The 12,093-nt window shown below is 46.3% G+C and carries 15 protein-coding genes; 11 read left to right on the top strand and 4 right to left on the bottom strand.

The features are described 5' to 3' along the window. Positions 1-14 precede the first annotated feature (14 nt). The gene (gene pheA, locus M654_RS17280) at positions 15-866 is read left to right on the top strand and encodes a prephenate dehydratase (RefSeq protein WP_026588108.1); all 852 of its coding nucleotides are present in this window, start codon (positions 15-17) and stop codon (positions 864-866) included. A 53-nt stretch (positions 867-919) separates the two neighbouring features. On the opposite strand, the gene M654_RS17275 is transcribed toward pheA, so the two are convergent. Beyond that, positions 920-1,462, bottom strand: a complete 543-nt coding sequence (locus tag M654_RS17275) for a transcription repressor NadR (RefSeq protein ID WP_026588107.1) — start codon at positions 1,460-1,462, stop codon at positions 920-922. Beyond that, positions 1,431-2,609: an IscS subfamily cysteine desulfurase gene (locus tag M654_RS17270; protein WP_026588106.1), complete on the bottom strand. Its 1,179-nt coding sequence runs from the start codon at positions 2,607-2,609 to the stop codon at positions 1,431-1,433. Before M654_RS17270 ends, M654_RS17275 begins: the two co-directional genes overlap by 32 nt. A 98-nt stretch (positions 2,610-2,707) precedes the next feature. Here M654_RS17270 and nadB point away from each other — a divergent pair, with 98 nt between their 5' ends. The 7 genes from nadB (at position 2,708) to M654_RS17235 (ending at position 9,568) form a co-directional block, all read left to right on the top strand. Further along, entirely contained in the window at positions 2,708-4,282 is a 1,575-nt protein-coding gene (gene nadB, locus M654_RS17265) for an L-aspartate oxidase (RefSeq protein WP_026588105.1), read from the top strand. Beyond that, positions 4,263-5,102: a carboxylating nicotinate-nucleotide diphosphorylase gene (gene nadC, locus M654_RS17260; protein ID WP_026588104.1), complete on the top strand. Its 840-nt coding sequence runs from the start codon at positions 4,263-4,265 to the stop codon at positions 5,100-5,102. Before nadB ends, nadC begins: the two co-directional genes overlap by 20 nt. A gap of 20 nt (positions 5,103-5,122) precedes the next feature. Then, positions 5,123-6,232 carry a quinolinate synthase NadA gene (gene nadA / locus M654_RS17255; RefSeq protein WP_026588103.1) on the top strand — a complete coding sequence of 370 codons (1,110 nt, stop codon included), beginning with the start codon at positions 5,123-5,125 and terminating at the stop codon, positions 6,230-6,232. 118 nt (positions 6,233-6,350) lie between these two features. Continuing rightward, positions 6,351-7,427, top strand: coding sequence for a SafA/ExsA family spore coat assembly protein (gene safA, locus M654_RS17250; RefSeq protein WP_026588102.1), 1,077 nt, complete (start codon positions 6,351-6,353; stop codon positions 7,425-7,427). A gap of 166 nt (positions 7,428-7,593) precedes the next feature. Beyond that, complete coding sequence (locus tag M654_RS17245; protein ID WP_026588101.1) at positions 7,594-8,229, top strand: YhcN/YlaJ family sporulation lipoprotein; 636 nt, start codon at positions 7,594-7,596, stop codon at positions 8,227-8,229. A gap of 114 nt (positions 8,230-8,343) precedes the next feature. Beyond that, positions 8,344-9,066, top strand: coding sequence for a YebC/PmpR family DNA-binding transcriptional regulator (locus M654_RS17240; RefSeq protein WP_026588100.1), 723 nt, complete (start codon positions 8,344-8,346; stop codon positions 9,064-9,066). A gap of 184 nt (positions 9,067-9,250) precedes the next feature. Further along, positions 9,251-9,568, top strand: a complete 318-nt coding sequence (locus M654_RS17235) for a hypothetical protein (protein WP_026588099.1) — start codon at positions 9,251-9,253, stop codon at positions 9,566-9,568. A gap of 101 nt (positions 9,569-9,669) precedes the next feature. Here the strand turns inward: M654_RS17235 and M654_RS17230 are convergent, their stop codons facing one another. Beyond that, positions 9,670-9,849, bottom strand: a complete 180-nt coding sequence (locus M654_RS17230) for a DUF8096 family protein (protein WP_026588098.1) — start codon at positions 9,847-9,849, stop codon at positions 9,670-9,672. A 420-nt stretch (positions 9,850-10,269) separates the two neighbouring features. On the opposite strand from M654_RS17230, the gene M654_RS17225 reads away from it, so the two are divergent. The 3 genes from M654_RS17225 (at position 10,270) to M654_RS17215 (ending at position 11,787) form a co-directional block, all read left to right on the top strand. Then, on the top strand, positions 10,270-10,992 hold the full coding sequence (locus tag M654_RS17225; RefSeq protein ID WP_035428224.1) for a poly-gamma-glutamate hydrolase family protein: 723 nt from the start codon (positions 10,270-10,272) through the stop codon (positions 10,990-10,992). 60 nt (positions 10,993-11,052) lie between these two features. Then, complete coding sequence (locus M654_RS17220; protein ID WP_026588096.1) at positions 11,053-11,517, top strand: DinB family protein; 465 nt, start codon at positions 11,053-11,055, stop codon at positions 11,515-11,517. A 90-nt stretch (positions 11,518-11,607) separates the two neighbouring features. Beyond that, the gene (locus M654_RS17215) at positions 11,608-11,787 is read left to right on the top strand and encodes a small acid-soluble spore protein H (RefSeq protein ID WP_026588095.1); all 180 of its coding nucleotides are present in this window, start codon (positions 11,608-11,610) and stop codon (positions 11,785-11,787) included. Between the two features lie 138 nt (positions 11,788-11,925). On the opposite strand, the gene M654_RS24150 is transcribed toward M654_RS17215, so the two are convergent. After that, complete coding sequence (locus tag M654_RS24150; protein WP_256860365.1) at positions 11,926-12,054, bottom strand: hypothetical protein; 129 nt, start codon at positions 12,052-12,054, stop codon at positions 11,926-11,928. Between the last annotated feature and the right edge of the window lie 39 nt (positions 12,055-12,093).

Here is a 12,093-nt window from a genome sequence, read left to right as displayed (position 1 = left end):
TATCTATCATGAGTATGAAAGTTGGTTATTTAGGTCCAGAAGCAACATTTACACACCTTGCTGTTTGCTCCTGTTTTGCGGGAGCTAAACAGCAGGCATTCCGCACAATACCAGCCTGTATGGATGCAGCCATGAACGGTGACATCGATCTGGCTGTTGTCCCGCTGGAAAACGCGATCGAAGGTTCGGTGAATCTGACAATCGATTACTTAATTCATGAACAGCCTCTTTACATTGTCGGGGAAATCACCGCGCCGATCCGCCAGCATCTGCTTGTGCATCCTTCAAGAAAAGAGACGTGGGAGGATATTCAAAAGGTTTATTCCCATTCTCATGCGATTGCACAATGCCATAAATTTTTGCACAGCCGGTTTGATGCTATTCCGTTTGAATATGCAACATCTACAGGAGCAGCGGCAAAATATGTGAATGAACATCCGGAGGAAAACATCGGGGTGATCGCCAATGAAATGGCTGCTGAAACCTATCAATTGGAAATCGTGAAACGGGATATCCATGATTATGAATATAACCATACAAGGTTTGTGATGCTCAATCCCGATCCGCACGCTTCCATTCAAGTCAATCCAGAGCTTAAGCCAAGGCCGAAAACAACGCTTATGGTGACCCTGCCTTCAGACAGATCAGGGGCGCTCCATCAAGTACTATCAGCTTTTGCGTGGAGAAATTTGAATCTTTCCAAAATTGAATCCCGTCCGACGAAAACCGGACTTGGAAATTATTTCTTTATCATAGATATCGAAATGGCTTTAGACGACGTCCTGATTCCGGGCGCCATAGCTGAGCTTGAGGCTTTGGGATGCAAAGTGAAAATGCTCGGGGCTTACAATGCATATCAGTTATGAGAATAGACAAGGTCCTTTGCCTACGGGCAAAGGACCTTGTTTTGTTTCCTGTCTTATTCGGAAATGAGGATACCCGCTTTTTTGAGGGCCTCGCAAGCCTGATCGATTTTTTCCTCTTCATTCGCCTCCAATGTGTGGAGATGGATGCCGTTTGTCAGCTGTGACAAGTAAGCGGCATTTGTGGAGGATATTTTTTTGACAAAGTCTGAGACTTCTTTTCTCGTGCTCACCCTGATGGATGCCGTCAAATCGCCGTAGACCGGATGTTCAATTGTGACATCCTTGACTGAGACGCCAAAATCAACGATCAAGTTCAACTCTTCTTCTGTTTTTTCAGGGCGGTGATCACAGGCGATGATCCGCTGCACCGGCTGTTTTTCTCCGGCTGCGGAGCGCAGGTACATATACCCTTGGCTTGTTGCAATAATCGGTTCATTCTTCGCTTTTAACAACGAAATGTCTTGTACGATGACCTGTCGGGAAACAGAAGCTTTTTTGGCGAGCTCGCTTCCCGTTAACGGAGCCTCCGATGCCTTAAGCCAGGCAAGCAGCTTGTTGCGCCGCTCAGTTCCCATAAGTTTTAATCCGTCTGTCAATCCGTTGGTCTCCTTTCTCATGATTCATATCTGTCAATACATTCAACAGTTTCGCAATGTGTTCCTTGGTTGTGTCACATCCGAAGGAAATCCGGATGAATTGAAGCGCCAGCTCCCTCGGAACCTGAAGGGCGTTCATCGTGTTTGACGGCTCATGATAGCCGGCAGAACATGCGCTTCCGGTTGATATGCAGATTCCGCGCCGATTACATTCCAACATAACATATTGTCCTTCAAAGGAATGAAAAAAACAACCCAGAATATGCGGAAGCACCTCTGAGTCGGCCGATTCGGGAACGGCAAGGGAAAGCGGCAGGCTCCGTTCTTTTGCTCCCCGCAAAAAATGGCTCCGCAGCATCTGTTGCTTCTCAAAAACAGCATTCATTTTGCCGGCTGTTTCTTCAGCAGCCGTGATAAAAGCCCCGATGGCGGGAACATTGACTGTGCCGCTTCGAAAACCATTCTCATGCAATGTACCGGGATAGACCGGCTTCCAATTCACACCGGGCCGGATATAGACCGCTCCCGTTCCTTTAGGGCCGTATACTTTATGACTTGACACAGACAATGCATCGATTCCAAGCTGAGCAGCATGAACAGGGATTTTGCCAAATGTCTGAACACAGTCGCTATGCAAAAGCACACCGCGGTCATGCAAATAGGAAGAGAGCTCAGCCAGCGGCTGGATGACGCCTGTTTCGGAATTCGCGTGCTGGATGGAAACAAGACCTGTATCCGGCCGCAGATGCTGTTTTAGGATGTCGATGGTGATGATCCCGGCGGCATTTGGCTTCACCAAGCTCACCTCAAATCCAAGCATGTCAAGATGCCGTTTTAAAATATGGATCGATTGATGTTCCATTTCTGTCATCAGGAAATGCCGTTTATCGGCAGGGAGTCCGTTCAAAATCGAGTGGATCGCCAAAAAATTAGATTCGGTGCCGCCGCTTGTAAAATAAACACCTTCAGGTTCACCTGAAATCAATGCCGCCAGTCTGTTTCGGCAGTGTCGTAATATGCTGTCCGCCTTTCCTCCGGCATCGTGCAGGCTGCTTGAATTGCCGTAAAGATGAGTGCTCAGTTTTTCGAACGCTTGCAGAGCATCCTTTGACATCGGTGTTGTCGCTGCATAATCAAGATAAATCACAACTCAAGTCTCCCATTCTTTAAAAAATACTTGAGTTTATTGTATCGATATGTAAATATAGGTGTCAAGACACATGTAAATTTACAGGAGGAGTCATCATGTCTCATCAGACGATCATTGTTGTCGGGGCAGGTGCGGCTGCTCTGTCTTTTGCTGCGGCGATGCCGCCGTCATATAAAGTGATGGTGGTGACAAAAGAGTCGGTCAGTGACAGCAATTCAACACTCGCACAGGGGGGGATTGCTTCATCCACATTACCGTATGACTCAGGATCTGCACATGCGGAAGACACATTATACGCCGGCTGCGGCCACAATCACATTGAAACAGTCAATGATACCATTAGAGACGGACAGCGGCTTATCGCGGAGCTAATCAAGCAGAATTTCCCTTTTGATACAGATGAAAAGGGAAGGCTCCGTCTCGGAAAAGAAGGCGCACATTCGGTGAACCGGATTTTGCATGCCGGCGGAGATGCGACGGGGCGGATGCTGATCCGTCATTTAATCGGACAGCTCGGCGGTCATGTCACCCTGAAAGAATACGAAACCGCAGCGGACTTGTGGATTGAAGACGGCCGCTGTCGAGGCGTCTGGACAAAAGACAGCAGCGGAAAGGCCGTTCTCAGAAAAGCCGACTATGTGGTGTTGGCGACGGGAGGATGCGGGCATCTTTTTCAAGTGCATACGAATAACCGCTCAGTGACAAGCGACGGACTTTCTCTCGCATATCGGGCGGGTGCCGAGCTGGCTGATTTGGAGTTCGTTCAATTTCACCCCACACTGCTTGTGAAAAACGGGCGGGCGCACGGGCTTGTCTCTGAGGCTGTGCGCGGGGAAGGAGCCGTTTTGACAGATGAAAGCGGGCGGCAGGTGATGGACGGTGTTCATCCCTTAAAGGACTTGGCGCCGAGGGATGTTGTCTCAAGAACGATTCATGAAAAATTAGCGGATGGAAGCCGCGTATTTTTGGATATCCGTCATATTCCGGATTTCCGGTGGCGTTTTCCAACGGTGACTTCGATTTGTGAGGAGGCGGGGGTTCCCATTGAAAACGGACGGATTCCGGTCTCACCGGGCATGCATTTTTTAATGGGTGGCGTCTCTGTCGATAGGTGGGGAGAAACGTCTGTGCCAAACCTTTTTGTCATCGGAGAAGCCGCTTGTACGGGTTTTCACGGGGCCAACCGGCTGGCAAGCAATTCCCTGCTGGAATGTATTGTGTTTGGTCAAAGAGCGGCAGAGCGGATCAAAAGCCGGAAGCAGGCGGTCTTTGCCTGCGGAAAAGCACCTTTACCTGAAGACATCACATTTGCCGTACCTTTATGTGATGTAAAAGACATTCAAAAATGGATGACAGATCACGTCTCCATCGTGCGTAAGGCAGATGAACTGCGGAAGGTGAAAGATCGGCTTGAGCAGCTGCCTGTTCAAACGGTAAATGTGAAAGAAATCACAAAATCTCAGCTTACCCTGACCCATCTATGGCAGACCGCTAAACTGATGACAGCTTCTGCCTTGCTGCGGACAGAAAGCAGGGGAGGGCATTTCCGCTCAGATTTTCCGGCGGCAGATGATAAAAACTGGAAAGGGAAACAAATCATTCATGTAAAAGGCGATGTCGAGATTATAGAAAATGAAGGGATTGTGAAGGATGCAGCAGTTCAAGCTTAGACAAATGCTCGGAGAATTTTTTAAAGAGGACATCGGCTGGGGAGACCTCACCTCCCAGGCTGTTTTTGACGAAAATCAGCAATGTGAAGCCTTGATAACAGCGAAAGAAAGCGGCTTGTTTGCAGGGGAAATGGTGATAAGGGAAGGTTTTCATCTCATCAATGAATCGATAGCCATCGATCTTTTGAAAAAAGATGGAGAACCGGTCGAAAAAGGGGAGGTGATCGCCCATCTTAAAGGTTCGGCCGCTTCGCTTTTGACCGGTGAACGGGTTGTGCTCAACCTCATCCAACGAATGTCGGGCATTGCCACATTAACAAATCAATCTGTCATTAAGCTGAATGACCCAGGCATTAGAATTTGTGATACGCGAAAAACGACACCCGGGCTTCGCATGCTTGAAAAATACGCTGTCCACACAGGCGGAGGCGCCAATCACCGCTTTGGACTGGACGGCGGCATCATGATTAAAGACAACCATATCGCTGCTTGCGGCTCGATTTCTCAAGCGGTCGAAAAAGCGCGGGCAGCCTGCGGACATATGGTGAAAGTTGAAGTGGAGATCGAATCTGAAAACGAGCTTAAAGAAGCGATCGAAGCCGGAGCGGATATTATTATGTTTGACAACTGTCCGCCGGAAACGGTAAAAGCATTTGCGGAAATGACGCCTGCCGGAATCATAACGGAAGCTTCCGGCGGCATCACATATGAAAATCTCCCTTCTTACAGGGGAACAGGGGTGCATTATATATCGCTGGGCTATTTGACGCACTCGGCGAAAAGTCTGGATTTCAGCATGAATGTTGATCTGAAAAAATAAACGGGATTGGAGAGGGAACGATGTCTATTTTAAACTTGATTAACGATCTGAATGCGGGCATGATGCCGGATCATTATAAAGAGCTGCCGGAAGAAGAAATGGTGCAGAGAATTTTGCGGATCAAAAAGACATACGGAGAAAGGCTGTTCATTCCAGGCCACCATTATCAAAAAGACGAAGTGATTCGCTTTGCCGATGCTACAGGGGATTCGCTTCAGCTTGCTCAAGTTGCACAGCAAAACACAAAAGCGGAATATATCGCGTTTTGCGGCGTACATTTTATGGCGGAAACAGCCGATATGCTCACATTAGATGAGCAAGTTGTCGTTTTGCCTGATATGAGAGCCGGCTGTTCGATGGCGGATATGGCGAATATGCAGCAGACAAACAGGGCTTGGGAGCAGCTGACACAATTGTTCGGCGATACGATCATTCCGCTGACATATGTCAATTCTACGGCTGAGATTAAAGCCTTTACGGGAAGAAACGGCGGGGCAACGGTCACATCCTCAAACGCAACCCGCATGTTAACATGGGCACTCGCGCAAAAGGAACGGATTTTATTTCTGCCGGATCAGCATCTCGGGCGAAACACAGCATATGAACTGGGCATTCCGCTCACACAGATGGCGGTATGGGACCCGATAGCGGAAAAGCTGATGTATGAAGGTGATATACAGGACGTGAAGATCATCTTGTGGAAGGGCCACTGCTCAGTTCACGAGAAATTCACAGTAAGAAATATCCAACATGTCAAACGACGCGATCCGGAGATCAATATCATCGTACATCCGGAATGCACCCATGATGTCGTGACGAACAGCGATTACAGCGGTTCCACTAAAAAAATTATCGACACGATCAATGCAGCGGAACCTGGAAGCAAGTGGGCGATCGGAACAGAAATGAATCTCGTCCAGAGAATCATCAATGAGCATCCCGACAAACAGATTGAATCACTTAATCCGGACATGTGTCCGTGTTTGACGATGAACAGAATCGATCTTCCCCATTTATTATGGTCGTTGGAACAAATTGACAAAGGTGAACCGACGGGAGTCATCAAAGTTGAAAAAGACATCGCAGAAGATGCCGTCACCGCTTTGAACCGAATGCTCAGCATTGGCTAACTTTTTCAAAAAGAACAAGTTTTTATCATAACCCCTCCTGTCTCTGCATAAATTTGTGAGGAAACATATTTGTTATTCTCATGCGTTCGTTCACGTTTTTGCATAGGAGGGGAAAACGTTGAAAATTCATATTGTCCAAAAGGGCGACACTCTTGAAAAAATAGCAGAACGATATGAAGTGGACTTTCAAGAACTGAAAAAACTGAACTCGCAGCTCAGCAATCCAGATCTGATCATGCCCGGCATGAAAATAAAAGTGCCGTCAGGGGGAGTGCCGGTTAAAAAAGAGGAGCAGCCCAGTATACGGAAGGAATTTCCGAAAAAGCAGGAACATCCATTTGCAAAAGAAAAGCCTAAAGTCAAGCTTGATGTGGAAGATACGAAACCGAAAGAAAAGCCTTCGGTTCCTTATGTTCCGCCTGTACCCAATACCAATATAGGCGGCCAGTCAAGCATGCCTGAGGGTGATATTTCCAACTTTTATCAAAATGTCAATCAGCTTCATCAGCCGTTTGTACCTCCGAAACCGTACGGACATCACGAGGAAGGGCCCAACATGAATATGCCATGGACAAATGAGGAGGAGAGTCATATGGAAAACGTCAACTATCCAAATATCCCGCAGCCGTCACAAGTCGGCGGAGCAGAAGAAAACAAGTATCACGGGATGCCGAATGTTGCACCTGCATATCACCAACCATTTCCGTATCCGTATCATCCGGGGTGCTTAATCCCTGTTTCACCTGTACTTCCAGGCACAGGTTTGTGCTATCCATGGTATCCATATCCTGCTCAACAAATGCCTTACATGCCGCAGCAGCAGCCGGGCTATGTATCACCGGCCGAATATGACGGTGATGACAATATGGGTCATGATAACATGGGCCATGACAATGCCGGCCATCACGGATACCATCACCAGCCGATGAACGCACCGGCCTACATGCCATCGTATCAGCCATTCCCAGGGTATGCACCGCCTAATCTAGGTCATGCCGGAGATCCGAACATGGCGCATACAGGAAAGGATGACTGCGGCTGCGGACCCGGCCAATATCCGGGAGGATTCCCAGGAGGTGTCCCATATGGCCAAATGCCGCCAATGCAGCAGATGGGAAGTCCGTACGGCATGGGAGGATACCAGCAGCCGGCGGGAGGTCAAATGTTTAACAGGCCGGAAGATGACGAGGACTGATCAAACATGCGGGACGATGATATATCGTTCCTTTTTTCATGCATTTTCTAAAAATGCCCGAATGTCAAGCTGTCTATAAATGTCAAGGGTAGGCTCTCCTTTTTGCGTACATCCTAAAAGCGAGCGTAATGCTCAAAGACTGCGGTTTTCACGGGGGGTTCTACCATTGGATAAGAAGCTGAAAATGTTTTCGGGTATTTTGCTTTTGACAGCCGGTCTTTCAGCCTGCGGAACGAACAATGCCATGGATAATCGATACGATAATAATGCCCGTCCAATCGGATATTATTCCAATGACGCAGATCGTAATGACGGTTTTGATAATGACGGGCCTGTAACGGATATGCTTGAAAACATGAACGGGAGAAACGGCACAACAAATGTGACAAATCGAAACGGCAACCCCGTTCCGACGGGAGACGGAACGTACAGCCGGGGAGACATGAACTATCACAACCATTTAGTGGGGACACTAAACACGGGATATGATAAACCGCAAAACCGTAAAATCTCGAGAAACATCACGAAGCGTATTAATCAAATGAATAATATCGACGAAAGCCAGGCGGTCGTAACCGATGAAACAGTCATCATCGCGGTGCGGGCTGATAAAAACCTGTCAGATACCGACAGAAATCAAATGAGACAAATCGCTAAAAGGTATGCCGGAGACCGAACGGTTCAAATTGCTGCAGACAACGGCACATTCACAAGGCTGCGTGAAATGAACGACGATCCACAGAACGTAAGAGACCGCGGAAACACAACGAATGATCATGTGAACCGCTTGCGGAATCAATGACATTTCTATAATGGCCGGGTTTTTCCCGGCCATTTTGCCATTTTCTTTACAAATGCAGCTAAAACCGTATAAAGTGGTACATAGAGACGAGAATTTTTTTGGAGGTAGAAAGATATGGCTGGCCATTCTAAATGGAAAAATATTCAGAGACGGAAAAATGCCCAGGATGCAAAACGGGGCAAAATTTTCATGAAACTCGCCAAAGAAATTTATGTAGCCGCAAAAGAGGGAGGTTCTGACCCTGAAGCAAACGCGAGCCTGCGTCTCGTCATCGATAAAGCTAAAGGTGCAAACATGCCGAACGACAACATCGAACGCGCCATCAAAAAAGCCTCAGGCAGCCAAGACGGAAACAGCTATGAAGAAATTTCGTATGAAGGCTACGGGCCAGGCGGTGTTGCCGTCATGGTCAAATGTCTGACCGATAATAAAAACCGGACGGCGACCAGCGTCCGGACCGCCTTCAGCAAAAACGGGGGAAGCCTGGGAGAAACGGGCTGCGTCTCTTATATGTTTGACCGCAAAGGATACATCGCCATCGAGCGCGAAGATCTTGAAACAGATGAAGAAGAATTCATGCTTGAAGTGATTGATATAGGCGCGGAGGAGCTCGAAACGAGCAATGAGCTGTTTGAAATTTATACCGAGCCGGAGCAGTTTGAAGAAGTGAAAAAGGGATTGGAAAGCAAAGGCTACAAACCCGCTACAGCGGAAATTACGATGATCCCGCAAACCTATGCCGAAGTGGATGAAACGGTTCAAGAAAAAATCGAAAAACTCGTCGATGTGCTTGAAGATGACGATGATGTCCAGGAAGTGTATACAAACGTTCTTTAAAGCGTGAGTCAAATGAAATGACAAAATCCCAAAACTAAAAGCCGTTTTGGGATTTTGAAGGACGCCCCCCGGCGTCCTTTTTCTATGTCGTCAACCATTTAGCAGACGGGTCAAACAGCTGCGGAAACAAGTTGTTTCTTAAAACATATATTGTGAAAGAGTAAATAGAGAGGAGGAATGTGATATGTCTGAACAGCAGCAAAATCAGCAGCCGTTCTCAGCTTTGAACACAAACCAGCAAGACCAGGAAGTCGCTCAAGTCATTGAAAAAATCAACAGCCTTGTCAGCGGTTTTGGCCAATCCGTTAATGAATTGGTCCAAAAGAACAGCGGTATCGATGTAACCAATTTTTCATCAAACGAAAACACAGAGTTCAACCAAGCGATGCAAAATATCATCAACGAATACATTCAAAATGTCAACAGCCTGAATGCTGAAATCAGTGAAAAGATCGGCAATTCGGTTAACGGTATCATCACCAGCCAAAATAAAGACGCGTAGAAATTGACAATGAAATCCACTTTGCCGGCAAAGCTTCATCGCATTGCCGGCAACTTTTTATACATATGAAGGGTTCCCTGATCTTCAGGAAGCGGTTTGCTTTAAATGCTTTTTTTCATGCCGCAGCGCCGGCATTCGCGCAAAAATTGCCCGTCCTTGACCGAGCTCTTAAAAAGCGTGTAGTCGCAATTATCGCAACGGCCGTGGTGGACATCGGGGTACTGGTTGTAGTCATAAACGGTTGTCGTGTCATAGCCTTTTGTTTCATACTCTGTTTCCAATATCGTTCACCTGCACTTTTATTATCGGTTATAGGATAACAGAAGAAATAAAAAAAAGGAAATAGAACTTCAGCATACAACGGACGGACACACTTTTATCAAACCGTATACCCTGATTGTGGTAAAACGCTCCTCGTTTCCGAACGGAATGGGCTTACGGCAGAAAAAATGGTCTTTTTCCGAATTTTCTTATGAGATTTTCTTCTTAAGTTTTATCTATCTTTAACACTAAAGAAAAAGTATTGTTTAATAAAAAAATTTTAAATTTTTATTTTTTATCAAACTTATTCATAATTGAATGCGTCATATGTAAAGCGTAAAATAACTGTGTCACAAAAAAGTCAAAAACACTTGAACAGTTCAGCATGACCGACATGCTTTTTTCATTTGGCAATACATGAAACAAAAGGGGAAGTAAACATGAGGAAGAATGTAGTCATAAAAGGATTCATCTATTTGGTGATTCTGGTTGTGATGATAAATGGTGTATACAGGTGGACTGAAAAAACGGCCAGGGAGGAATATCAGCGCCAGGCCGGTGACAAATATGTCAGTTTCAAGGAACTGCAAAAGCATGAAAATGGCGGATATGATATCGATTATCATGAAGAAGCGGGAAGCAGGTGCTTAATCTTTTCACCCCACGGCGGGAGAATCGAAGGCGGGGTCAGCGAGCTTGTCCGCGCTTTTAACGATGATTACTCGACTTATTTATTCGAAGGAAAAAAGGATGAGAATAATTCAGATCTGCATATCACAAGCACAAATTTTGACGAGCCGCTCGCATTGCAAAAAATAAAAGAACACCGTTATACGATCGCTTTTCACGGCTATTCAGGCGATCGTCGGCACACATTGGTGGGCGGCACCGACAGAAAGCTCGCCAAAGCCATCGTCAGATCGCTTAAAAAATATGATTTTTCCGCAGAACTGGTCGAAGTAGACGGCAGATTTGCCGGAACGGATACTGAGAACATCAACAATGAAAGCAGCTCAGGCATGAGTGTGCAGCTGGAAATCAGCACGGCGCAACGAAAAGCATTTTTTGAAGACTTTGATTATCAGGACAGGGAAGAAACAAAAACAAGAAAGTTCTACAGGTATGTCAAAGCGGTTCGAAAAGTTTTGGAAGACAAATGTTGAAAACATTCAGGTAAAAGATGTTATTCTAAAACTGTATCAACATAAAGGGGGAATGAGAAGGTGGAGCGCAAAGACCGTATCGTTCAGGAATTTTTATCACATCGCAGTGTCACAGAAGAGCTGATTCAAAAGATTGATGATGAACACATGGATTACAAACCGACCGAAACTTCAATGTCAGCCAGAGATCTCATCACACATATGCTGCATTCATTTTATCGATTTGCTTTGACAGCCAAGGAAGGAACCCCGGAAGGCTTTAAAAGGAAATTGGAAGACCCTGAGACAAGCCTTGCCGAGCTGGCGCAAGCGTATACGGAAAAAACGAAACAATTGCTTGAATCGTTTACAGATGAGGAATTGGATCGTGAAATTGACTTGACCAAGATGTTCGGCCGTAAAGTGGCTGCTGAACAGCTCGTCCAGCTTGCCGTTGGCCATGAGATTCACCATAAGGGCAACCTATTTGTGTATGTGCGCGAAATGGGGCATACCGACCTGCCTTTATACGTCAAGCTTCGCTGACCGCGAGTGTGTCCTGAAAAACCGGCCAATATGAATATGAAAGCAAGAGGGAGCGCACATTATGAATAAAATCTAAAGGAGGATTTTATGATGAATACACAGCGCGCCCAAGAGATCGTTGAATCTCCGGTGATGGTCGATGTCACTTACAACGGCCGGCCGATTTATATTCAGCATGTCGATCAGCAAAACGGAACGGCCAGAATCTATCCGCTCGGACAGCCTGAGAACGAACAGGAAGTACCGCTTGCAAACCTACAGGAGCAATAAAAACGAAACAAAGCGATCCCCTTTTCTTGAAAGGGGATTTTTTTATTCGCTGATATAAGCGGAAAAGCCGCTATTTTTGCCTCGTCACATCTGCGGTGTATTTGTTGCTCAGCTAAAAAGCGCTTTAGCGGGGACGTGTTAATTAATGAATTTCACAATGCCTCTGAATGCGAATCTCAGCACATAATATAAAGGCTCGATCAGATCAAGCAGAAACCAATAATCCGATTCGGCATGTTCCCGCCGTTTTTTCTTTTTTAATCTCAATCTCGAATGCTCCTTTCAGGAGAGTGTTATTTCTTCATA

It is taken from the genome of Bacillus sp. NSP9.1 (assembly GCF_000465465.2).
GTDB classification, from domain to species: Bacteria; Bacillota; Bacilli; order Bacillales; family Bacillaceae; genus Bacillus; species Bacillus sonorensis_A.
Note: the sequence above shows the minus strand (reverse complement) of the source record. Positions and strands in the feature narration are given on the sequence as shown.

Excerpts from the sequence above, each read along its gene's own strand:
- pheA (WP_026588108.1), top strand. The coding sequence starts at position 15 with ATGAAAGTTGGTTATTTAGGTCCAGAAGCAACATTTACACACCTTGCT.
- nadB (WP_026588105.1), top strand. The coding sequence starts at position 2,708 with ATGTCTCATCAGACGATCATTGTTGTCGGGGCAGGTGCGGCTGCTCTG.
- nadC (WP_026588104.1), top strand. The coding sequence starts at position 4,263 with ATGCAGCAGTTCAAGCTTAGACAAATGCTCGGAGAATTTTTTAAAGAG.
- nadA (WP_026588103.1), top strand. The coding sequence starts at position 5,123 with ATGTCTATTTTAAACTTGATTAACGATCTGAATGCGGGCATGATGCCG.
- M654_RS17240 (WP_026588100.1), top strand. The coding sequence starts at position 8,344 with ATGGCTGGCCATTCTAAATGGAAAAATATTCAGAGACGGAAAAATGCC.
- M654_RS17235 (WP_026588099.1), top strand. The coding sequence starts at position 9,251 with ATGTCTGAACAGCAGCAAAATCAGCAGCCGTTCTCAGCTTTGAACACA.
- M654_RS17225 (WP_035428224.1), top strand. The coding sequence starts at position 10,270 with ATGAGGAAGAATGTAGTCATAAAAGGATTCATCTATTTGGTGATTCTG.
- M654_RS17215 (WP_026588095.1), top strand. The coding sequence starts at position 11,608 with ATGAATACACAGCGCGCCCAAGAGATCGTTGAATCTCCGGTGATGGTC.